The sequence below is a fragment of the Mycoplasma sp. 4013 genome, assembly GCF_054353875.1.
The window spans coordinates 1-23,751 of the sequence record NZ_JBTHHK010000005.1 but is presented as its reverse complement, the minus strand read 5'-3'; the positions used below and the strand labels follow the sequence as shown (position 1 = coordinate 23,751).

General features: G+C 28.2%; 22 protein-coding genes and 1 tRNA gene. 12 read left to right on the top strand and 11 right to left on the bottom strand.

Features of this window, described 5'->3' with window-relative positions:
- Positions 1-2: 2 nt before the first annotated feature.
- From tmk to ACXYRO_RS02315, 7 genes are all read right to left on the bottom strand, one after another.
- On the bottom strand, positions 3-650 hold the full coding sequence (gene tmk, locus ACXYRO_RS02345) for a dTMP kinase (protein WP_458597259.1): 648 nt from the start codon (positions 648-650) through the stop codon (positions 3-5).
- 9 nt (positions 651-659) lie between these two features.
- Entirely contained in the window at positions 660-1,250 is a 591-nt protein-coding gene (locus ACXYRO_RS02340; RefSeq protein WP_458597260.1) for a toprim domain-containing protein, read from the bottom strand.
- A gap of 5 nt (positions 1,251-1,255) precedes the next feature.
- Positions 1,256-1,546 (bottom strand): YbaB/EbfC family nucleoid-associated protein, encoded by a 291-nt coding sequence (locus tag ACXYRO_RS02335; RefSeq protein ID WP_435130268.1) that lies wholly within the window; start codon positions 1,544-1,546, stop codon positions 1,256-1,258.
- Positions 1,547-1,557: 11 nt separating this feature from the next.
- Positions 1,558-3,537 (bottom strand): DNA polymerase III subunit gamma/tau, encoded by a 1,980-nt coding sequence (gene dnaX / locus ACXYRO_RS02330; protein ID WP_458614195.1) that lies wholly within the window; start codon positions 3,535-3,537, stop codon positions 1,558-1,560.
- Positions 3,538-3,922: 385 nt separating this feature from the next.
- The gene (aspS, locus tag ACXYRO_RS02325) at positions 3,923-5,623 is read right to left on the bottom strand and encodes an aspartate--tRNA ligase (RefSeq protein ID WP_458614194.1); all 1,701 of its coding nucleotides are present in this window, start codon (positions 5,621-5,623) and stop codon (positions 3,923-3,925) included.
- A gap of 1 nt (position 5,624) precedes the next feature.
- Positions 5,625-6,971 carry a histidine--tRNA ligase gene (hisS, locus tag ACXYRO_RS02320; RefSeq protein WP_458614193.1) on the bottom strand — a complete coding sequence of 449 codons (1,347 nt, stop codon included), beginning with the start codon at positions 6,969-6,971 and terminating at the stop codon, positions 5,625-5,627.
- A 24-nt stretch (positions 6,972-6,995) separates the two neighbouring features.
- On the bottom strand, positions 6,996-8,606 hold the full coding sequence (locus ACXYRO_RS02315; protein WP_458614192.1) for an MAG5620 family putative phospho-sugar mutase: 1,611 nt from the start codon (positions 8,604-8,606) through the stop codon (positions 6,996-6,998).
- A gap of 103 nt (positions 8,607-8,709) precedes the next feature.
- On the opposite strand from ACXYRO_RS02315, the gene ACXYRO_RS02310 reads away from it, so the two are divergent.
- Positions 8,710-9,567: a DegV family protein gene (locus tag ACXYRO_RS02310; RefSeq protein ID WP_435130282.1), complete on the top strand. Its 858-nt coding sequence runs from the start codon at positions 8,710-8,712 to the stop codon at positions 9,565-9,567.
- A complete protein-coding gene (locus ACXYRO_RS02305) occupies positions 9,560-9,784 on the top strand; it encodes a hypothetical protein (protein WP_435130285.1) in 225 nt (74 codons plus the stop codon). The genes ACXYRO_RS02310 and ACXYRO_RS02305 overlap by 8 nt, the downstream gene beginning before the upstream one ends.
- Positions 9,785-9,790: 6 nt before the next feature.
- Here ACXYRO_RS02305 and ACXYRO_RS02300 read toward each other — a convergent pair whose 3' ends face one another.
- A complete protein-coding gene (locus ACXYRO_RS02300) occupies positions 9,791-9,940 on the bottom strand; it encodes a hypothetical protein (RefSeq protein ID WP_458597266.1) in 150 nt (49 codons plus the stop codon).
- A 266-nt stretch (positions 9,941-10,206) separates the two neighbouring features.
- Here ACXYRO_RS02300 and ACXYRO_RS02295 point away from each other — a divergent pair.
- Positions 10,207-10,283 (top strand) — tRNA-Arg (locus tag ACXYRO_RS02295).
- Between the two features lie 58 nt (positions 10,284-10,341).
- Here the strand turns inward: ACXYRO_RS02295 and ACXYRO_RS02290 are convergent.
- Positions 10,342-11,715, bottom strand: a complete 1,374-nt coding sequence (locus tag ACXYRO_RS02290) for a M17 family metallopeptidase (protein ID WP_458614191.1) — start codon at positions 11,713-11,715, stop codon at positions 10,342-10,344.
- Between the two features lie 466 nt (positions 11,716-12,181).
- On the opposite strand from ACXYRO_RS02290, the gene ACXYRO_RS02285 reads away from it, so the two are divergent.
- From ACXYRO_RS02285 to ACXYRO_RS02245, 9 genes are all read left to right on the top strand, one after another.
- Positions 12,182-13,237 carry a phospho-furanose lactonase gene (locus ACXYRO_RS02285; RefSeq protein ID WP_458607588.1) on the top strand — a complete coding sequence of 352 codons (1,056 nt, stop codon included), beginning with the start codon at positions 12,182-12,184 and terminating at the stop codon, positions 13,235-13,237.
- Between the two features lie 18 nt (positions 13,238-13,255).
- The gene (locus ACXYRO_RS02280; protein WP_458597269.1) at positions 13,256-15,046 is read left to right on the top strand and encodes a PTS ascorbate transporter subunit IIC; all 1,791 of its coding nucleotides are present in this window, start codon (positions 13,256-13,258) and stop codon (positions 15,044-15,046) included.
- 100 nt (positions 15,047-15,146) lie between these two features.
- Entirely contained in the window at positions 15,147-15,434 is a 288-nt protein-coding gene (locus ACXYRO_RS02275) for a PTS sugar transporter subunit IIB (protein WP_458597270.1), read from the top strand.
- A gap of 2 nt (positions 15,435-15,436) precedes the next feature.
- Complete coding sequence (locus tag ACXYRO_RS02270; protein WP_458597271.1) at positions 15,437-15,907, top strand: PTS sugar transporter subunit IIA; 471 nt, start codon at positions 15,437-15,439, stop codon at positions 15,905-15,907.
- An 8-nt stretch (positions 15,908-15,915) separates the two neighbouring features.
- Positions 15,916-16,572 carry a 3-keto-L-gulonate-6-phosphate decarboxylase UlaD gene (locus ACXYRO_RS02265; protein WP_458614190.1) on the top strand — a complete coding sequence of 219 codons (657 nt, stop codon included), beginning with the start codon at positions 15,916-15,918 and terminating at the stop codon, positions 16,570-16,572.
- Positions 16,547-17,422 (top strand): L-ribulose-5-phosphate 3-epimerase, encoded by an 876-nt coding sequence (locus ACXYRO_RS02260; RefSeq protein WP_458597273.1) that lies wholly within the window; start codon positions 16,547-16,549, stop codon positions 17,420-17,422. The genes ACXYRO_RS02265 and ACXYRO_RS02260 overlap by 26 nt, the downstream gene beginning before the upstream one ends.
- Positions 17,412-18,131 (top strand): L-ribulose-5-phosphate 4-epimerase, encoded by a 720-nt coding sequence (locus tag ACXYRO_RS02255; protein WP_458597274.1) that lies wholly within the window; start codon positions 17,412-17,414, stop codon positions 18,129-18,131. Before ACXYRO_RS02260 ends, ACXYRO_RS02255 begins: the two co-directional genes overlap by 11 nt.
- Positions 18,112-18,972 (top strand): HAD family hydrolase, encoded by an 861-nt coding sequence (locus ACXYRO_RS02250; RefSeq protein WP_458597275.1) that lies wholly within the window; start codon positions 18,112-18,114, stop codon positions 18,970-18,972. The genes ACXYRO_RS02255 and ACXYRO_RS02250 overlap by 20 nt, the downstream gene beginning before the upstream one ends.
- A 2-nt stretch (positions 18,973-18,974) precedes the next feature.
- Positions 18,975-19,445: an MPN499 family protein gene (locus tag ACXYRO_RS02245; protein WP_458614189.1), complete on the top strand. Its 471-nt coding sequence runs from the start codon at positions 18,975-18,977 to the stop codon at positions 19,443-19,445.
- A 149-nt stretch (positions 19,446-19,594) separates the two neighbouring features.
- Here ACXYRO_RS02245 and ACXYRO_RS02240 read toward each other — a convergent pair whose 3' ends face one another.
- Positions 19,595-23,014, bottom strand: coding sequence for a DEAD/DEAH box helicase family protein (locus tag ACXYRO_RS02240; RefSeq protein ID WP_458614188.1), 3,420 nt, complete (start codon positions 23,012-23,014; stop codon positions 19,595-19,597).
- Positions 23,014-23,751: restriction endonuclease subunit S (locus ACXYRO_RS02235; RefSeq protein ID WP_458614187.1), on the bottom strand; the 738-nt coding region annotated here is incomplete at its 5' end. The genes ACXYRO_RS02235 and ACXYRO_RS02240, both read right to left, overlap by 1 nt.

Sequence of the window (23,751 nt, the reverse complement as noted above, 5' to 3'; positions counted from 1 at the left end):
ATTTATTTATTATTTATATAACTTAAAAATTTAGGATTTTGATGGAGTTTATCAACAACTTCTTTGCATACTACATCAGCATTTTCAGAACCATCAACAATAATAAATCTTGAAGGATTTTCGGAAATAAGTTTTTGATAACCTAAATAAACATCTTGATGGAACTGCATTTTTTCATTATCGAGACGATCTTGAACTAAACGATTTTTATCACGGCGTTCCTTGCTTTTTTCAGGTGTGATATCAAAGAAAATAGTCAAATCAGGTATTGCATTATCAATAATTAAATTTGTTAGTTGTTTAACAAAATCATATCCTAACTTACGTGCGAACCCCTGATAAGCATAGAAACTATCAATATAGCGATCACAAAGCACTAACTCACCTTTTTCTAATGCAGGTCAAATAACTTTCTCAAGATGAATCCTGCGACTAGTTGAATATAGCATCGCTTCTGCAACAGGGGATAAATCACTATTTTTATCAAGAATAATATCTCTAATCCGCTCTGCTTCAGGGATGTTATGTCCACCTGGTTCGCGTGTTGAAATAAAAGGTAAGTTTGGATATTTTTCTTTGAAATATTGAATAAGTAGGTTTAAAATAGTGGTCTTTCCACTTCCGTCTAATCCTTCGAATGTAATAAACATAAATGTCCTCTATTCATTTTGACGATTTTTTATTGAGAATTTTAAGGTAGTTTCGTCGATATAATCAACTGAAGCACCTAATGGTATTCCAATTGCTATTTGTGAAACATTTAAACCTTTTTCTTTTAATGATTGTTTAAGTATGTTAGTTACAATTTCACCTTTTAAAGTAGGAGAAAGTGCTAAAATAATTTCATCAAAGGTTTGCGCATAGTCTAAAAATTTTTTTATCTCTGTAATGCTTTGATTGTATTGTATTTCATTTTCGATTTTTTTATCAAAAACAAAGTATTTACCGAAGTATATACCTGATTTTTCTATCTTGTTTAAAATAGCAAGACTTTCAATAACTAAAAGAGTGTTTTTGCGATCGAAGTCTGTGCATATTTTGCATTCTTGATTTTCTGTTAATATACTAGTGCAATTTGGACAAAATTTAGTTTTTTCCTTAATTTTTTTAATTTCATTTGCGAGTAAATTAACACTACTTTGATCATTTTCAAAAATCCAGTAGATAAATTTTTCAACTGTTTTTTTACTAAATCCTGGTATTTTACTTAGTTTTTGAGAAAGATTTATTATATCATCTGAATCAAACATAGTAATTAAAAAGGAAGCCCACCAGGCATTTCTTTTGGTGCTATTTTATCTTGTTCTTCATTGATTTTGTCAACTAAAGCATTAATTGTAACGATTAATAAATCTTCAAGTAGTTCCTTGTCATCTGGATCTATTAAAACTGGATCAATATCAATACTTTTTATTTGAATATCACCAGTAGCCACAATTTTAATCCCTTGTTTTTCTACCTCAAATTCTTGTTTTGAAAATGCATCTTGTTTAATTTGCATTTCTTTTTGTAATTGTTTTACTCTTTTAATAAAATCTGCATTCATAATTTGCCTTTCTATGATTTTCAAGTTTTTTTATAGATATATTTCGAAGCTTCAATTTGATCTTCGCGATCGTTCGGAATAACATTAATAAGTTTTTCAGGTTGATGTATAGGATTTTTGAGTTTATAATTACCTCTACGATATTCAGTGACAAGTTTTTTAATATTTTCACGATCATTAGAATTTACAAAATATAATCATTTATATCCATCACCATAAACATAATCTATAAACTTCTGAAAATCTACTTTATATTTATTTTTATTTAATAATTCAATCATTTTATCATCATTACACTGAAAAATAATTGCATTTTTTGTTGCTACTAAAATATCAATTACTCTAAATCATTCAAAAAAACGATTTAAATCTACTCGATTATTAGTAAATTCAGCATCTTGTTTTAGTTTGTTATAAACATCTTTTGTGCTGCGATTGTTACGATCTTGTTGGATTCATAAAACTAAATTCAGCATACTTTCCATTTCGTCTTCACCTTCTCACTGATATTTGATCGGTTGATGATTATGTGGGATATTAATCTCAATTGTATTGTTAAATAATTGTTCTGATGTATCAATATCAGTAAGTATATTACTTTCTAAATCTTCTTTGTTTCCGTTATGTTCGTTAGATGAAAGAATAAATTCATTAGTTTTCAGTAACAATTCTTTTGTATGCTGCATTGTTTCATCTACATCAGTGTAGTTGATATCTGCATTTGTCTTAGGTTCAACTTCAAGATTATTAAACTTGGATTTTAAGAAATCATCACCTGTGAATAATTCATTTAGTTTATTTTCTTCTAAAATAGGGGACTCAGTTACCTGTTCTTTATATGGTTGATTAATAAAATTTATTTCATCATTTTTTTCAGGTATTTTCTTTCCTTGATTTTGAGTGTGATTTGCTTTAATTTTAGGTGAATTATCCAAATCAACTATATTAATAAATCCTGTTTCAATTAGTTTAAAAGGTTCTTCGCTTTTTGTTATTTTAGTTAAAATATCATAAATATTCTTTGATATTTTAACTGCTAAATCATTATTTAAAGGAAGTTTATAAAAATCATCTTGATTAATATGATGCAATATTTGCATATCGTAAGTTTTAGAAAAAATAATTCATTCCTTTAAAACTTCTAAAATTGATATTAGAAAATGTTTTGGATCAATTCCATCTTCTTGCATTTGCTGAATCAATTTTAAAATATTAATTATATCGTTGTTTTTTAAATAAATAATTAAATCAATAATTTTTTGCAAAGACATCAAACCAAAATTGTTTACCACATCTTCTAATAAGATTTTATTATCATTAAATGAACTAGCTTGTTCAGCAAGTGAAAGTGCATCACGCATCCCCCCAGAAGCAAGAGAAGCAAGTGTTTTAAGAGCATTTTCTTCGAATTTAATATCTTCTTTTATCAAAATACTTTTAAGTTGCTTGACGATTTGTTGTTCGTTAATTCGCTTAAAATTAAATCTTTGAACCCTAGATAAAATTGTTAAAGGAATTTTTTGTGGATCAGTAGTTGCAAGGATGAATATCACATGTTTTGGAGGTTCTTCAAGTGTCTTAAGCAAAGCATTAAAGGCACTTTTAGTTAGCATATGCACTTCATCGATAATGTATACCTTAAAGTGCCCATTGATAGGAACCTGTTCAACTTTTTCTTTTAAATCACGAATTTCTTCAACTCCATTGTTTGAAGCAGCATCCATTTCAATAATGTCAAAATTATCATTATAGTTTGCTAAACAACTTTCACAAGCCTGAGTCAAATCGTGTGTATGCATACAATTTAGTACATTAGCAAATATTTTAGCAACTGACGTTTTACCAGTTCCTTTTGGGCCACTAAATAAGTAAGCATGATGTATTTTGTGAGTCTTAAGTATGTTTTTTAATGTCTCAATAATATGTTCTTGACCTATAACATCAGCAAAAGTTTTAGGTCGATATTTTCGATAAAGTGCCTTATGTTCCATTATCCTCCTTTGCTTTTATTTTGTATTTTATAAATTATAAATTAAATTTATTAAGTTTATAAAAAACTATAAAAATAACAAGAAAAAATAATTTATATTGTTTTCATAAATTGCTATAAATCCTTGATAAGTAAGTAAAAAAGTTTAAAAAAACCCGTTTGGGTTAAATTATTGTGCTTGTGCTAATCTTTCTTGTCTTCTTAAATCTCTTGCATATTCTTTAGAAAGTTTTTTAGCTCTTTTTTCTGCGATCATTTTGTTTTTAAGTCTAACTTCTTTACGCATAAATTTCCTTTTTATTATATATTAAGTTTATTTTAAAACAAGTTCTTTAATTTTACCAAAAAAAGAAGTAAAAACAAATCATTTTTAATTTATTAATTTACTATTTTGATTTTACTTGCAAAAACAATTCATCTAGTTGTTGAGTTTCAACTGATGAAGGCGCATTAGTGAAAACATCTTGATTCTTAGAATTCTTAGGGAATGCAATTGTATCGCGTATTGTGTTTAAATTAGCTAAAATCATAACGATTCGATCGATACCGAGTCCGATTCCACAATGTGGTGGAACTCCGTAATCTAAAGCCTTTAAAAAGAAACCAAATTTACTTTCTTGTGCCTGCTTATCCAAACCGATTAAATCAAACATTTTTTCTTGCACATCTTTATCATAAATACGTGCAGAACCCGAACCTAATTCATAACCATTTAATACTAAATCATAACTTTTAGCTTTTATATCAGATTTATCCATTACATCGATTTGCGATAAATCGTGATCAAATTGTGTAAAAGGATGGTGTGCAGCTGCTCATTTGTTGTTTTCTACATCATATTCAAACATTGGAAATTTAGTAATTCATTTAAAATTAAATTCATCTCTAGCTCAATTAAATCAGGTGTTTAGTTCTACCCGTAACGCACCAAGTGCTTGTGAAGCATTTTCAAAGGTATTAGCAACAATTAAATATGTTCCATCAGCATAATTAAACTCTTTTAAGAGTTGTTCAACTGAATTGCCTGCTTTTGAAGCAAAATTACTTGCTGTAACTATTTTTTGCTCTACCACCAAGTAAAATAAAGCATTTGCCTTATTTTTCTTTGAGATCTCTTCTAATGTTTTAAGTTGTTTTTTGTTTAGTGTTTCATTTATTTTCAAGAGTCTTTTTGCAGGAGCATTTTTGATGATATCAAAATAAGAATTATTACAAAAACTATTAATATCAACTATTTTTTGCTCATATCGAAAATCCGGCTTATCACTACCATAATTTCTGATGCAATCATCATAACTGACACGATCGAATGGTATTTTAATATCAACATTCATAACTTTCTTCATTAAATATTGGAACATTTCTTCAACTATCCTTTGAAAAATTTCAACATCCAAAAAAGATGTTTCTATATCTAACTGGGTAAATTCTGGTTGTCGATCTTTTCTTGAATCTTCATCACGAAAACATCTAGCAATTTGAAAATATCTTTCAAAACCCGAAATCATTAACAGTTGTTTAAATAGCTGTGGTGATTGTGGCAGTGCATAAAAAGAATTTAAATCACGTGTGGGAACTAAAAAATCGCGTGCCCCTTCAGGGGTTGCTTTAGATAGAATAGGTGTTTCAATTTCTAAAAATTCGTTATTTTGCAAATATTCTCGCATCGCAAAAATCACTTTATTTCTTAAAGCGATTGTTTTTTGCATTATTGGTCTCCGTAAATCTAAAAACCTATGTTTGAGGCGAATTTCTTCTTTGACATCGATATCATCTCGGATTTGAAATGGTAATTCTTTTGCAGTTGATAAAACTTTATATTCTGAAACCACTACTTCTATTTGCCCTGTTGGTATTTGAAGATTTGGATCTTTACGTTTAACAACTTGTCCTGTAATTTCTAAAACACTTTCTTTTGCAAAGTTAATTGCTTGATTGAAAACCAGTTGAGTAATACCGTATTTATCACGTAAATCAACAAAATTTAATTCACCAAAACGACGTTTATTTGCAACTCAACCATATAAAGTTACTTGCTGTCCTATATTGTGGATATTTAACTCATTATTTTTAATTGTCTTATTCATACTATACTTCACTTTCATATTGAGCAATAAAATCACTCACTACTTCGGGTTCAAAAACATCTGCATCATTGATAAATTTAAGTAAATCAATAACACCATCACTATTTAAATAAAATTGCATTTTATCACCTGTTATAAGATTTTTGATATAAAAAGAGTTATGAGGTAGTAATTTGTCATCTGTAATTAAAAAAACTGCATTTAATTTTTTTGCTTTTTCATATATTTTTTTGGATTTCATTAGATGAAAATCCATATGATAAAAATTAGTTAATCCATTTAAATCGTAGTGAGCTAAATGAAAAAGTTTTTCTAGATTTTCGTTGCTTACTGATGCAGCAAAATAAATATCGACTTTTTGATTTTGCATTTGTTGTAACGGTTCTGTATTTTTAATAATATTTTCTCGAATTAATTCAATGCAACGATCTATTCCGAATCCGAAACCAACACTTGATACATCTGGACCATCTAATTCAGCGACTAAATTTGAATAACGACCACCACCGATTAATGTGTCCTGAGAACCTGCTTTATCGGATTTTACTGTTATTTCAAAAACAAATTCATCATAGTAATCTAGTCCTCTTACAAGTTCAGGTGTAATATGATATTCAATCTCATAAAAATCTAGAATACCTTTAATTTCTTCAAAATATAACTTCGATTCTTTACTTAAATAATCTTGAATATTTGGAGCTTTATGCATAAAAGGTAGTTTAGAATCAACTTTGTCATCTAAAATTCTAAGAACTTTTTTATCTTTAAGACGCTGCTGCGAAATCTCGCTTAATTGAGATTGGTATTTTGTTAAAAATTCAGTTAAGGCATTTTCATAATTTGCTCTAGTTTGTTTATCTCCAATTGAGTTAATTTTAAGCACATATTTTATATCTAATGCTTCTAAAATATCAATAGCAACTTGCACAACTAAGAAGTCTTTTAAATATGATTTAGGACCAACAAACTCAATTCCTGCTTGATAAAACTGTCGATAGCGTCCTTTTTGTGGTTGTTCGTAGCGAAACATTGGCATATTGTATGCGAATTTTTCGTTTACTAATGTATATCACTTATTTTCAATAAAAGCACGCACAAAAGATGCAGTTCCTTCAGGACGCAAACATAATGAACGATTCGATTTATCTAAAAATTCATACATTTCTTTTTTAGCAATTTCTGATTCATTAACAGAACGTTTAAATAATTCAGATGTTTCAAGTACTGGTGTTTCAATCATTTTAAAACCATAATTTGCACATATATCTGAAAATACCAAGTTTACTAAGTCTTTAATTTGATATTCTACAATATCATAATCCTTTGTTCCCTTTACTTTAGAAATCATATTTCTCCTTTATTATATTTTACTTTAATTTTGTTTGTTAAGATATTTCTTTACATATTTAATGATTATGTTGTTTAGATGCGAACCTTTAAATTTATTTAAATAATATTCAATTTGTGTGTATTCAAAATTATGTTCTTGCTTAAATATCAAACTTTCTCGATTAAAATCATAATATATGCAGATATTGAAAACTTGCTGCTTTTTATTTTGGATTTCAAGGTTTAAAAATTCATAACTATAGGTGTTATATGCATTTAGTTGTTCCATTTTAGATATTCGATAATTTCTTGATATGGATTGATTTACTTGAAAAAATGTAGCAAGATTAGTTGATTTAAAAAAAGGTATTTTGATTTTTTTAACTATATATATAGTATTTTTAAAATAATTACGCATCTTCAAGTATTTATAATCAAGTAAATTATTGTTATTTTTATAAGAAAGCAACATCTGACAAATATTGATAATGAACTGTAAATTACTAAATTCTAATGCTTGATTATTATTTGCACCAAAATGTTCTAAAATATTAGCAAATAAAACATTTTTAGTATCAGATTTTTCAGCAAATTCATAAGGAATATTAAAGTTATTTAATAAATTAATGATATTTTTACTAACACTATGTGTTATTATAACCTTATTTTGCTGAAGTTTATTTTCATTCTTTCACTGTAAAAAGAAATAGTTAATATAAAAATAAATTAATTCTTCGTTATTTATTTTTATATATCTGTCATTAATATTGAAAAAAAAATTATAACGATTTTTTTTATCAGAAGTAATTAGAAAATCAGTTTTAGATTTTTGATAGGAAAAAAGGTTTCATTTAAAAAAAATTCAAAATAAATTTTTACTTCGTTCTTGGATTCTTAGATTTGAAGCTTCTTTTACATTAAAACCTAGCGAATTTAGCAAACTCTGTAAGATATTGTTATCAGCAGGATTGTTTATAGCAATTTTAATATTTAAATTATTGCGATCAATTTGATTTTCAAGGAAAAGATGTTTTTGATTTTCAAGTTTTAATTTGTAAAAAGATAAAAATTTATCTATTTTTAAGATAAACAAATTATAAAAATTATGCAATATAATTTGTTTATCAAATTCAAAAACATTATTTAACAGTTGCTTTTGTTCGTTTACAGAAATTAAAAATAAATCATGATAAATTTTAATGTAGTAATTATTATTAAATGGATTTTTATATAAATAAATATAATAATCAACATCAATACCTAATGTTGTGTTTATAATAATAAATTCATTTATAACATTAGTATTATATTCGAGTAGCTTTATGCTTTTATGTGAAAAAGATCGCTTAAATAACTCATATATTTTTGCATCAATACCTTCAGAGTGTCCTAACAAAAGAGTTTTATTGCGCTTTTTAATATTTATCAACAAACTCTTGGTAATTGCTATTAGTGTATATATGTTAAAACAATGCATTGAAAAAGGATTATCACAGTTAAATTCGATACCTAAATTAGTTGCTTTTACTTTATATTCAGGATTAGAATTAGCAAGTCTTATATGATTGAAAAAATCAGGAAGTGAAATTATTTCAATTCCTTCGTTATAATAAAAAGAATGTCAATTTTTGATTTTCTGCTCACTAAATTTCATCTTTGATATTATATATTTTTATCATAAATTTATTCATATTTCATTTGCTCAAAATTTTTGAATTTGTTTTTATATCTTTATATTTTTTAAATATAATTATCATATGAAAACATTGGGAATAATAGTAGATTCTTTTTCTGGTTTATCAGTTGCACAAGCAGATGAACTAGGTTATAAATTTTTACCTTTACAAGTAGAAATCGATGGAGAAAGTTTTGAGGATGGATATGTATCAAATCTAGAAATACTAAAAAAGATATCGGTTACATCTAAAATTAAAACTTCATTACCAAAAATAGACAAGATGACTCGAATCATTCAAGATGCAGCAAAAAACTATGATGATGTGATTTATTTAGGTATCTCACAGCATTTATCTAACACTTTTATGCAAGCTCGTAGTATTTCAATGGAACTGTCAAATGTGCATATAATGGAAAATCACTTGTTTGGCAATCAAATTGTTCGAACAGTTGCACATCTTAAAAAAATGTATGAAAACGGTGCGAGCATTAACCAACTTTTTGAAACATTAAATAATATTAATGAAACATCAAGAACATTTATTGTTCCTTATCGTTTAGAATATTTAATTAATGGTGGTAGGTTGTCTGGTATTAAAAAATTTCTTTTATCTAAATTAAAAGTATACCCTGTATTAAGTTATAACGAAGAAGGTAAAGTTAAATCAGTGGCAACAAAATGAAACTTTAAAAATGCTACTGCTAAGGCATTTGATTTAGTTAATGAGTTTATAGATAGCTTAAAAAACATAGATAAAAATGCTAAATATTATGTTGATTTAATTTCAGGTGTTAATGATGAAGTTAATCAAGCAATTACATCTGATCAATTTATCAAGGCAAGCACACAAATAACAACTCCATTACCTATTGCAGCACATACTGGTCCAGAAGCATTTGCAGTATCTGTGATGGTAGAATTAGAAAAAAATGAGTAAAAAACAAACAAATATAAATACAGACACAAAAGATAAAATAGATCTTCAATATACTACATTAGTAAATTCAATTATTAAAGAAAATACATTACCTAAAGAAGCAATAAAAAAATATCGTAGAAATACTTGAATATATGTAATTTCAATTATTTCAATTTTGCTTTTAATCGTAATTGTAGGAATAATTATTTGACAAATTATTGTGCATGTAAAATAGCAGAAATTATGCTATTTTTATTATAGATAATTTTGGTTTATTAGTAGTATTTAGATATAAATCTTTTAGATATTCATAAAACTCAATTGTATTATCGTTTGAGATATTTTGGTTAATACTTACATTTTCATTTTCATCAAGATATTTTATATTCATTCATAATTGAAGCTAATTATATTGTGTATCAACAATAAGTTATCATAAATATTAGAAGTATGCTTTGATATATTAATTTTCAATTATAATTATGTTTATACACATAATTATTTTGTATTAAAAATGATATTCAATATAATAAGAATTATTGAAAAGAGAAGAAAAATAATAATTATGAAAATAGCTGAAAAAACATGAACAAAAAATTATAAAATATAATCAAATAATTTAAATTACAATCAAATTATGATAAAATAAATACTAGTGGTCGCGTAGCTCAGATGGACAGAGCACGAGCCTTCTAAGCTTGTGGTCAGAGGTTCGAATCCTCTCGTGATCGCCATTTTTTTATACTTTTTATATAGAGCAAAATAAAACCATCATAATTGATGGTTTTTTAATTACTCAGTTGCATTAAGCGCTAGTTGAACTAATGTTTTAACCATTGCACCAGTTGGTTTTCCACCTTGTTCTGCTGTCCCAGCAACATCTAAATGAATATATTCAATCCCTTCGGTAAATTCTTTTAAAAACATTGCTGCTGAACAACTTCCACCACCTGCACCAGATAAGTCAGTGTTTTTAAGGTCAGCTACAACTGAATTTTTAATTTCCTTAGCAAATGCTTCATCAAGAGGCATTCTTCATACTAGTTCATGTTGAGATTCTGCCGCATCCTTTAAATCATCTCATGCTTTATCAGTTGTTGCTCAAACTCCGGTATAGGTACTTCCGAGCGAAACAAGGATTGCTCCAGTTAAAGTTGCAACATCCACAAGTCTTGTTGCTTTCAGATTTCTAACTGCATATGTTAACCCATCTGCCATTACTAATCTTCCCTCAGCATCGGTATTATTGATTTCAACAGTTTTTCCATTCATACTGGTTCATACCGAATCAGGTAATGATGCATCACCATTTACTCGGTTATCTGTAATACACATTACAGCAGCAACATTGGTTTTAGGTTTTAATTGAGCGATTGCTTTCAATGCACTTGCTACAAATACAGAACCAGACATATCAAATTTCATTCCAAGCATTGAACGACTTGGCTTTAGTGAATATCCACCTGAATCAAAGGTAATTCCTTTTCCTACATAAACTGTTTTGGCTTTTGAATCTGGATTCCCGTTATATTCAATCACAACAACTCTAGGTTCATACATACTTCCACGATTAACAGAAAGAAGTAATCCCATTCCAAGTTCTTGGATTTGTGCTTTGTTTAATACTGTTACTTTTAAATTGTCATATTTAGTTAAATCTTCAACAACAGTTTTAGCTAAATATTCAGAGTTACAAATGTTAGGTGGCATAATTTGTAAGTTTCTTGCGTAATTAACTGCATCTGCTAAAACATTTGCGCTATAAAGTTTTTGTTCATATCTTTGTGGCTCTGTTGTTGATAAAAAACTTACTGCAAATTTTTCTGGTTTTTTAGAAGTTTTTGCATTGTAAATATCTGCATTTACATATTTATATGCATTTGTAAACGCATCTACAACACAAGGGATACAAACCTTTCCACGAACAAATGAATCGAGATCAATTTGTAAGTTGCGAACTTGTGATGCGAATAATCCCTTAGCGAATTTTGAGACTACATTATAGTCATATTTTTCTTCTGTTCCAAAATAAACTAATGCTTCATTGCTGTCAAAGTATTCAGTTACAACCGATTCTTTTTCAACTAAGGTTTTTGGATAACTGTCACCTTTAAAAACAGCTTTTAAAAGCATTGATGAATTTCTTGTATTTTCTACTTTTACCATTTATTTCCTTTCTGGTTTTGATTATATCAAAATATTTATTTTACACTTATAAATTGTATTTGTTTGTTGATGTAGTTGTTATCTTGTGTAAGTTTGTCATCAGTTTAGGAATTAAAAAAAGAAAAAATGAATAAATTATCTTTATTTATGAAATGAATTTCATAAATAAAGATAAAAACTTTTATATTTTAGGAACATAATTTACAAATTTTATCTAACTTTTCTCCCTTATATACAGTTGAAAAAGAAATTTATTACTTTTACAGTACTACAAAATAAAAATTTATTTTTTTCATTTTGTAATTTTTTTAAATATGCTTTATCAAGAATTTAATAATTTATGGAAAAAATACGCAATTTTTTCCGTATTTAGATATTTTTAAACTAAAATAAATATATTTTACAAGAATAAATGAAAAAATGTTTTATGATAAAAATACATTTCATAATATTAAAAGGAGAATAAATGAAAAAATTCGCAAGAACAGTTTTAGGTGATATTGATCCTAAAGAATTAGGTGTTGTGGATTGCCATGATCATTTAATTAAAAATTATGGTCCTGAAGCACACGAACATCCTGACTTTGTTATGCTCTCAGTCGATGCAGCATTAAAAGAAATGGATGAATACATTGCAAAAGGTGGTAAAAGTATGGTTACTATGGACCCACCCAATGTAGGTAGAGATGTTCATAAGATGCTAGAAATAGCGAATGCTTTAAAAAACAAAGCTCATATTATTATGGCTACTGGTTTTCATAAAGCAGCATTTTATGATAAGGGAGCTTCATGATTAGCTTTAGCACCAATTGATGATATCGTTGAAATGGTTAAAGCAGAAATTGAAGTTGGTATGGATGAATACAACTACAGTGGACCAGTTGTAAAAAGATCTAATGCAAAGGCAGGAATTATTAAAGCAGGTACAGGATATGCTGCTATTGATAGACTTGAACTTAAATCATTAGAGGTTGCGGCTCGTTCAAGTATCGAGACCGGAGCTCCAATTTTAGTACATACACAATTAGGAACTATGGCATATGAAGCCGCACAACATTTAATTGATTTTGGAGCAAATCCAAGAAAAATTCAATTATCACATTTAAATAAAAATCCTGACAGACTTTACTATGAGAAAATTATTTCAGAACTTGGGGTAACTTTATGTTTTGATGGACCTGATAGAGTTAAATATTACACAGATTTAACATTAGCAGAAAACATCAAATATTTAGTTGACAAGGGGTATCAAAAACACATTACACTTGCATTAGATGCTGGTAGAGTGTTATATCAAAGACACTATGGAGCCGAAAGAGGTAAAGAAACTTTTGGTCTGGGATACTTATTCGATAGATTTATTCCGCTTCTTAAACAAGTTGGAGTTAGCGAAGAAGCAATTCAAGATATGTTAGTAAACAACCCAGCAGAAATCTTGGCTTTTGATGAACCAAGAAAATACGATGTTACTAAAGTAAATCCTAGAGTCTTAGAATTAAAAAAACTATTAAAAGTAAAATAACCTTATTTAAGGACAAATATGATTAAAAAAATTGACTCTAAGAAAAGGAAAGGATTAATCATTGGGTGATCAATATTTGCTTTAATCAATGTTTTCATTATTTTAGTATCAATGTTGGTTAAATCAGCACAACCAAATGATCCAAAGGTGTTACCATGAACACCAAAAGCTGCTGGTGATGCCTTCCTTTTCATGTTTAACAAAGTTTATATGGATAACTTCTTTAAGCAACCTGCATTGTTATTAGGTTCGCTTACATTTGTAGGTTATCTAACCATCGGAAGAGGTTTTCGTGAATCAGTAATCGGATTTTTAAAAACCGTTATTGGATTTATCTTATTACAAATTGGTTCAGGAACCTTAGTTTCCTTAGCTAAACCCGTATTTGAAGGAGTTAAAAATATAGGTCAAGGTGCAGGAATCGTACCATTAGATCCGTATTTTGCATTAGCAAGTTCAAATACATTCTTTGAAAAAGCTTTCTTAGGAAATAATTATGTTTCATTAATCTCATTTGCATTCATCCTTGGATTTGCTGTAAATATTGTTATGGTAGCATTAAAAAGATGAACAAACACAAATAGTTTAATGATAACAGGACATGTTATGATTCAACAATCAGCTGTTGTTACAACCATTTTATACATTATCTTATTCCAAGATATGCGTATCTTTACAGGTGCTTTATCAGCAGGTGAACAAGCAGGAATTATAATTATGTCAGGTATTTTCTTAGGAATTTACTGAGCAGTTGGTTCTGCATCAACTGTAAAAGGAACAAATGCTGTAACACAAAATGCAGGTTTTGCAGTTGGACACCAACAAATGCTTGCAATCGCTACAACATATAAATTAGGTAGATTTTTTGGTAAAAAAGAAGATTCAGCTGAAAACAAAAAACTTCCTTCATATCTTAAAATCTTTGAAGATAACATTTTTACACAAACAATTATTATCTTGCTATTATTCTTAGTATTATTTATTGTATTGTTATCTGTTAATCCGTTTAGTGTTATCGCTCCAGATCACATTAAATTTACCTCAAATTATGCAATATGAAACAATTCATTTGGTGGTGCTAACTTTGGGTTAAATATCCTTGGTGGAGCATTGAAAATAGTTGCATCATTAGTTGCAATTATTACTGGGGTTAGAATGTTCATTACAGAACTACAACAATCATTCCATGGAATTAGTGAAAAAATAATTCCTGGTGCAGTTGTAGCTGTCGATGTAGCTGCAGTTTATGGATTTTCAATCAACTCTGTTACATTTGGATTTATTTCAGGGGTAATTGGGCAATTTATCGCAGTAGCAATTATTGGTGGATTGTCAGCAATTCCAAACCAAAAATTCTTTAATATTGCAATACCATTATTTATCACCTTATTCTTTAACTCGGGATCATTGGGTGTATATGCAAATGCATCAGGTGGATGAAGAGCCGCATTACTTCTTCCTGGAATCTTTGGTTTCTTGGAAATTGTAATTATTTCGATTGCGACAAGAGCAATTGATAATTCATACCAATCAATTATTACACAACACTCACAATTTGCTGATGGTATAGATAAAAGTGGTTTTGTTTCACCTGTTGCAAATGGTTATATTGGTATGGCAGACTGAAACTTATTCTTTGGTTTATTAATGTGAATTTCTTCATATAATTTCATCCTTGCCTGAATTTTAGTTATATTAGCAATAATTGGATTATTGGCATTAGGACAAATTGTAGATAATGGATCACAAACCAAAAAAACATTTTTACAAAAAATACTTAAGTTACAACCAAAATTAGTTAACAGCTAATTTACTAAGATTAGCCTTGTGCTAATCTTTTTTCAAAAAAACATCTTTTTATCTATGATATAGGTAAAAAACATATTATTATATTATTTAGGAGATACTTATGGAAACACTTAAAATTATCGCAGCATGTGGTAATGGAATGGGAACTAGCATGATAATTAAACTTAAAGTTCAAAAAATTATGAAAGAACTTGGAGTAAGCGCAACTGTTGATGCTTTATCAATGGGCCAATCAACAGGAATGACAAATTCTGTAGATATTATTATTTCATCAAAACATCTTTCAGAAATGTTTAATCACAACCAACGTGCAAAAATTGTTGGTGTTACAAATTTGATGGATGAAAACGAAATTAGAGAAGCTCTTAAAAAAGCACTAGGTTTATAATTATGGAAAAAATTAATTTATTAGAAATACTTAAAAAATATCAAACAGTTAATGTAGGTTTACATGCAAAAGACTGAAAAGAAGCAGTTTATTTATCAATTAAACCTTTAATTGATAAAAAGCTTGTTGAACCAAGATACTACGATGCTGTGATTGAAAGTACCTTAAAATATGGACCATATTATATTATTGCAAACCATCTTGCAATCCCTCATGCCCAAAGCGAAGCTGGAGTTTTACAAAATTCATTTTCATTAGTAACTTTAAAACAACCAGTTTACTTTGAAAATGACGAGCGTCCAGTTTCATTATTAGTTGCTTTAGCAGCAACATCAGCTGATGTTCATACATCAGAAGCATTACCACAAATTGTTAGAATTTTTGAACAAGATTCAAATATTGAAGCAATTATGAATGCAAAAAGTAATCAAGAAGTCATCGATATTATTAGCAAAATAGATGCACAAGCATAAAGGAAAATATGGCATTACCACTACTACAAATCGCATTAGATAACTTAACAATTAAAGAAGCAATCGAGTCAGCATCAAAAGCTGCAAAATACATAGATGTAATCGAAGTTGGAACTATTTTATTAGCTTCCGAAGGAAAAAAAGCTATTTCAGAAATCAAAAAAGCATTCCCAGATAAAATTATTGTCGCTGATGGAAAAATTGCTGATGCAGGAAGAGTATTTGCAAAAATGTTCTTCGAATTAGGCGCAGACTTTACAACTGCAATATGTGCTGCTGAAAATGCAACAATGGCTGATTTAGTTAAATATTCACAAACTTTCGATACTAAAAAAGAAATACAAGTTGAAATGACTACTAACTTCAGATGGGATCAAGTTGAGGCATGACAAGCATCAGGTGTTCCACAAATAGTCTGACACCGTGCCCGTGATGCTCAAGCCGCTGGAGTTAAATGAGGTCAAAAAGACATTGATACAGTCGCAAAACTTGCTAATATGGGGTTTAAAGTAACTGTTACAGGGGGTGTAACAGTTGAAGATATTAAACTCTTTAAAGGTATTCCAGTATACATTTTCATTGCTGGAAGATCGATTCGCGATGCTGAAGATCCACAGCAAGCAGCAAAGGAATTCAAAGATGAATTTAAAAAATACTGAAACTAAAACCCGTTTTTTAGGTATTTATGAAAAAGCAATCAATAATAAATTTGATTGAAGTCAAAAAATCGATATTGCCAAGGCAGCAGGATTTGATTTTATTGAATTCAGTGTCGATGAATCAGATTTTCGTCTTGAAAGATTAGATTGAAATAATACACAAATCAATGAATTAAGAAAACTTTTGATAGAAAAAGATTTTTACTTTAATTCAATGTGTTTGTCAGCACACCGTAAATTTCCTTTCGGATCACATGATTTAAAAATTCGTGAACATGCCTTGCTGATAATGGAAAAAGCATTAATTTTGGCTAAAAAACTTGGTATTCGAACTATTCAATTAGCTGCCTACGATGTTTATTATGAAGATTCGGATGAACAAACCAAGCAATGATTTATCGCAGGGATGAAAAAGGTTGCTAAACTTGCATCAAAATATTCTGTAACAGTTGCTTTTGAAACAATGGATACACCATTTGCAGGAACTATTTCAAAATGTTTAGCATTCTTAAAACAAATCGATGCACCTAATTTTTATATATATCCTGATTTAGGAAACTTAAATCAATTTACCAAAGATATAGAAAATGAAATCTTTTTGGGTGCAGATAAAATCGTTGGTTTTCATTTTAAAGACACCTTACCTAATAAATTCAAAGAAGTTCCATGAGGACAAGGAAGTGTTGATTTTGTACATTCATTAAAGCAGTTAACTAAAAACGACTTAAATGTTCCGATTTTAATTGAAATGTGATCAAAAAACCACCCAGATGAAACTGCTATAGAAAACATTGAATTGCTAAAACAAGCAAAAGCATTTTATCAAATGCAATGAAAGGAAGCAAATGGTGAATAAAGCCGAAATTCAAAAACTTAAACAAGAAGTTTATCAAGCTAATATGTTATTATATCAATATAAGCTCGCAATTCATACCTGAGGAAATGTTTCGGGAATAACAGAAGATCGCAAATATATGGTAATCAAGCCATCGGGTGTTTCATATGAAACTATGAGTGCCGATGATATGGTAGTGGTTGATATGGATAATAATGTAATAGATTCTAAACTTAATCCATCATCAGATACTCCTACTCATACTTTATTATATAAAGCAAATAAGAATATCAAAGGTATCGTTCACACCCATTCACCTTATGCTGTTGGTTTTGCACAAGCAGGTAAGGAAATTAAGTGTTTTGGAACTACTCATGCTGATAATTTTTATGGTTCCGTTCCTTGCACCCGAGAACTAACAGATGATGAAATAAATGGTGCATATGAGCATAATACAGGGTTAGTTATCATCGAACATTTCACTAAAAACAACATAAGTTTTGAATCTACTAGTGCGACCTTGGTTAAAGAGCATGGTCCATTTGTTTGATCGATTAAAAATCCAAAAGATGCAGTTAATTTAGCACTTACCTTGGAAGAAGTTGCTAAAATGGCATTACACACTTTAATTTTAGTTCCCGATAAAGGTCCTGCAAATCAGACTTTACAAAACAAGCATCACTTTCGCAAACATGGACCAAATGCATATTATGGACAAATTAAAAAATAGTGATTTTGAGTATTTGTTTTTTGATTTAGATGGAACCTTACTTGATTCACACAAAAATATTACACCACAATCATATCAAGGCATCCAGAGAATGCGAAGTCTTGGTAAAAAATACTCAGTTATCACAGGAAGACCACATTATTTAGCTAAAGAAGAGTTTTTTAATTTAGATTGCGATTATCCTGCAATTTGCTGCAATGGTTCACTTATTTACGATTTTCAAAATGATCAAATTGTTTATAAAAATCCTATAAATAAAGCATCTGCTAAGGCAGTTTTTGAAGCATTGATAGCATCAGGTGTAGTATTTTTGGTGTATACATGTAATCAAATTTATGGTTTTCATAAAAATGCAAGCAAACCAAGTTGATTTGCTTGATTAGAAGACACAATTGCTAAACGCAAAAAAGAAAATCAATTTGCATTCGACTATTATGATTTAAATCATCAAAATTCAAACTTTAACACAGATGAACATGATATTTTAAAGTTCTTAGTTATCAAGCGTGATAGTACAGCTGAAAATACTGATATTTCAGCGATGAAAATTTCAAAGATTGACAATGTATATATTATCAACTCGCAAGTACATGTTTATGATATTATGCCAATCAATAATTCTAAAGGAAAAAGTTTGCAGATTTTAGCAGATAAATATAACATCGATTTAAATAAAACATTGGTATTTGGTGATGAAGATAATGATGTTTCGATGTTTGAAGTTGCTAAATATTCAGTTGCAATGGGTCAAGCACGAGATGATGTTAAATCAAAAGCAACATTTATCACAAATTCACATGATGAACAAGGGATAGCAAACTTTTTAAATATGTTGGAATAAGAATGAAAGTTAAATATATAAAAATTAATCATATGGAAAACGGATACTGAGTTGTTCCTCCAATATGAAAAGTTTTGACACCAAAATCACGTAATTTTGTTATCAAACATGCTAAATCTTTAGAGGATATTATTAAATATAATCAATGAGAAAACACTAATATTATTTTTTCATTTAATTCTGATAAGGATTTTTATTTGTTTAATAAGCTAATGCGAATTCGTGGTTTTGACTTTCAATTACACCGCAATAAAGTTGAAAAGATGGATGAACAAGATTATATAGACTATCAAATCATTGAAAATCTTATCATTCGTTTTAACATAAAGACAATAAAAAATTTATATTATGGAAGAACTTTCTTTTTTACCAAGCAATACTTTGAAGACTTTTATCAAAAGAATGTTAAAGGTTTAAAAATATTATATGTTCAATGAACCAGATGAGGTTTTGAGGTTCTTTCAAATGTATAAGATATGCTTAGTGCAATTAATTTGTGCTAAGCATATTTTATTGATGCTTGCAGAATAAAGCAGTAGTTATAGCAGTCCAGGTTCTAGATTCAAGCTAGGTAACGAAAAGAACTAAGAAGCAAGATACAAAAAACACCCTCTCGGGTGTTTTAACCAATTTTCTTGTTCTTTAAATCTTCACGGAACTGTGCTTGTATATTGTATACCCTAAAGTTTCCTTGCTTGTTTTTTATATATTTTTCAAATTCTGGAGAGTCTATTTTTTTGATATGTTCGTAGATTTTACCCAATCTACCATTTTCGCTTCATCTAGATTCTTCTAGATCTCATAATTCATCAAAGATGCGTTCAATTTTATTATCTTTTGATATATGATAAGTATCCTTGAATGCTTGTTTTTTGTCTCTAATTTCTTTGCTTTTAATTGAATTAGCAAGACCTTCTGTTCCTTGCAGTTTAATTATCTCTGTATTAAGAAGTCCACTATCAAACATGTTTTTAATTTTTAAGATTATCCCTTTTGTTTCTGGATCAAGATATGCTAGTGTTTCGTTAAATTTGGATTCTTCGTTTTTTAGATATTTATCATATTCATTTTGTTTTTTGTAATTATGATTAAGGAAGTATTTATCAAAATACTTTCAATCTATAATTTGCTCATATACATTAGCATTTGATGCTCATTCTATATCGGATTCGTTTAATGTTAAATCTTCAAGTTCATTTTTGTTTATCGATGTGCTTTTTAGCACACTACGATCAATTTCTTTAAATCTCAATGATAATTTATCGATATTATTTTTATTGATTATACCTTTTAGCTTATCATAAACATCGACTCTTAAAATTGATAATGCAGTAATGTTTTTTCGCATTTGTGCATAATGTTTGATAAAACTTCTTAATTGAGTTCTTAAAGTTTCATCAGGATTTTTTAAATCAAAAAACGGAACTTGTGCAAAGGTAGGTTCATTTCATTGTGAAAAAATACCAAAAATATGTGCATAATCTTTTTTAACTGCTTCTAATAAAACATCCTCTTTATCATAACTTATATCTTCTTCTTTTACACCTGAATATATTTTAAGAGCATTTTCTAAATTAATTTTCATTATTTCAGGTTGACGGTAGAAGTATATAGAACCAAATGGTTTATCATTATTATCTAAGCGGTTTGTCCGTGACATAGATTGAATAAGTTGTTCGTTTTCTTGGATTTTATCAAAGAAAACAGTATTAATGTATTTCGAATCATAACCAGTAAGCATTTGGTTTACTACAATTAATAAATCCAAAACCACCTTTTTATTCGGATCTCTTTTTTTGAAAATATCAGAAACAACTATTTTAAAATTATCTTTTAAATTGCTGGTTTGAACAAGATTGTTATTTTTATAATCTTGTTCAAACTTTTGATAAATTTCATTCAAAGCTTTTTCTTTGTCGGAATTAAAGTTGAGTTTGTTTTTAATATAGTATGTAATATCATTAGGATCATTTCAATTGTTTTCTTGGTATTGTGAATTTAACTCATCATTCATCTTTTCTAATTCTTTATCTGTATATTTTGTTTTAGCAACGGCATTGATAAGTTCTTTAAATTCATATATATAGTTTTTAGGTTCCTGGATAAATTTGATAGCGAACTTTTTAATTATTTCGTTATTATTTTGTCCATATACTTGTTCAGAGGAGTCAAGATTGGGATCAAAAAGAGCCGTTACCTTAAATTTCTCAACATAGTTATCATATTTTTTCTTGAGTTTTTGAAAAATTTTAAAATACTCAATAGCATCCTTAATGCTTTTGGTAGCTAAAATAGCAGAGTATTTACGATTACCACTAGTACTGTTTCAATTTTTTAGTATATCATGAGCAACTAACATTTTAAAATATTTGTTATCATAGTAACCTTTATCTTTTAATCATTCTTCAATTGTTAGGGTATCATCTTTATTTTGCAGATTACCTTTATGTTTGATTAAATTTCAAATCTTCACATCCTTTGCAGATATTTCTTTATTTTCAATTAATAATTCTATTTCATTAGCAGAGAATTTTTTATTTGGATTATTTTTATTAGCTACAACACAGTTATAGAAAAACATAGGTAAGTATTTTTGTTTAAAATCGATATAGTGATTGTAAAATCTTAATACATTTCCATCTTCTAATCCATCTTTGATGGTATATTGATGTAGTTGTTTACCAAAAACCTGTTCAGTTGTTAAATCATTTTTTTGATTTACATCTTGAATCGGTGTTCCAGTAAAACCGATAAAGATTCCATTGGTAAATACTTCTTGTATTTTTGCAATCATTTCTCCATAAACACTGCGATGTGCTTCATCGAAGATTAAAGCAATTTTATCTTTATCTGAAAAATAGTTTTTTGTAATTTTTGAGAGTTTTTGAATTGATGTAATAATAATAGTAGCGAACATATTACTTTTTTGCGAAATCTTCTTAAGCTTTCGTTCTAAGTCTAAAATGCTAAGTGCCTTTTTTACTTCGATTTTATCTTCGTCGCTTTTTTTGAATTTTCAGAATTCATCGAAACTCTGTTTGTGTAAATCCATCCGATCAACTACAAAAATAACAGTTGAAACAATTTTTCGCTTCAATAACACTCTTGCTGTTTGAAAACTGGTTAAAGTTTTTCCTGATCCGGTTGTGTGTCAAATAAATCCACATTTATTATCTTTTATTGACTTAATTTTTTCAATTTGGTCCAAAATAGAACGAATAGCATAAAATTGGTAATTACGAGTTATAAACAACTTGTTATCTTTAATAATTGTTCCATTTGAAATAAGATTATGTGCTTCTGGTATTTTAAAGAACAAACTAATTATTTCATCTAGTTGATGAACAATTTGGTTGTTATGATTTTTTCAATATCTAAATGAATTAATATCGAATTCATAAAAATCATCAACTCTTGCTGCATACTCCATATTATTTTCAGTCATTGCAACAATAACTTGTACAAAATTTAATACACCTGTATTAAATACTCCTGCTTTTCCGTAATTAATAAGTTGATGTTTAGCATCTTGAATTCCTGATGCAATTTGCTTCAATTCAAGACAAAATAAAGGTAATCCGTTTATTAATAATAAAACATCAATTCTTTTTCTAACACCTTCGATATTAATTTGTCTAGCAGTTTGATAGATAGTATCTCCACCTCTTATTTCTTTATTACTGAATATTTTAAGGTTAACTGATTCTTTTTTATCCTCTTCTGAAAGTTCTGGATTGGTTCTTTTTATTGATACTGTTTCACCTTGTAAAAAAGCAAAAAAGTCTTTGATTTTATAACTTGATTTAAAGATAATGTTTTTTAATTCATCGAATTCATCATTATCTAAGGGAACATTTTTAAGAGTGGCTTTATTTATTTCGAATAAAATATTTCTTCAGTTTTCTTCTAAGTCTTTAGTTGAAATATTTTCTAGGGTATCCTTAATATTTGAGTTTTGGATTTTTTCGTTATTTCATCCGTAGTTCTTAAGTTTTTGTATTAAAGATTTTTCAAATTCAAGTTCATTATTAAATTTTTCCATTATATAAACATCCTTTCTAATAATTTTTTCTTAATGTTTTTAATTATTTGTAACTGACGCTGATGAAGTGAAAGGATGGAGTCTAAAGAAGTGAAAAGTTGGGAGATTTTTTGTTGTTCAGGGAGAGAAGGTGGAAATGTCAATTGTAAGTTTTTTAAACCCGTTTTGCTTATATTAAATCTAGAAATACCTTGTGCAAGTAACAATACTTTGTCCCTGAAATTTTTACTTCTAAAGTAAAAACCAAAAAACTCTATTATATTTTTAAAATTTTCATTAAATCTAAATCCTGTAGAAAAACTATTTAGATAGGTATTTTCAACATTTTCTAATATAACAGAAGACATCGCAACCTCTTCTGGTGTTTCAGAAGATATAGTAAAAAAAATGTCTCCTTTTTTTACTAAATTTTGTTTTTCATCTTCTTTTGTTGATTTAAGTTCATTCAAATTTATAAATGTATTATTTAGTATATTTAAATAATCTATATATTTTGCATTACCAATTCCAAAATCTTCTTTTGTTTTACCACTCAAACCACTATAAAATTTTCCTAACTCTCCCAAAAGATCCTGTTCTCAAGCGTGAGTAAATTCTGAGAAGCGAATATTGGGAAATTTTGAGTTTTGATCAGGGAACATTTTTGATAGCAAAGTTGACTTAATGTTCATTAAAAAATTATACTTACGCTGATGAAGTGAAAGGATGGAGTCTAAAGAAGTGAAAAGTTGGGAGAT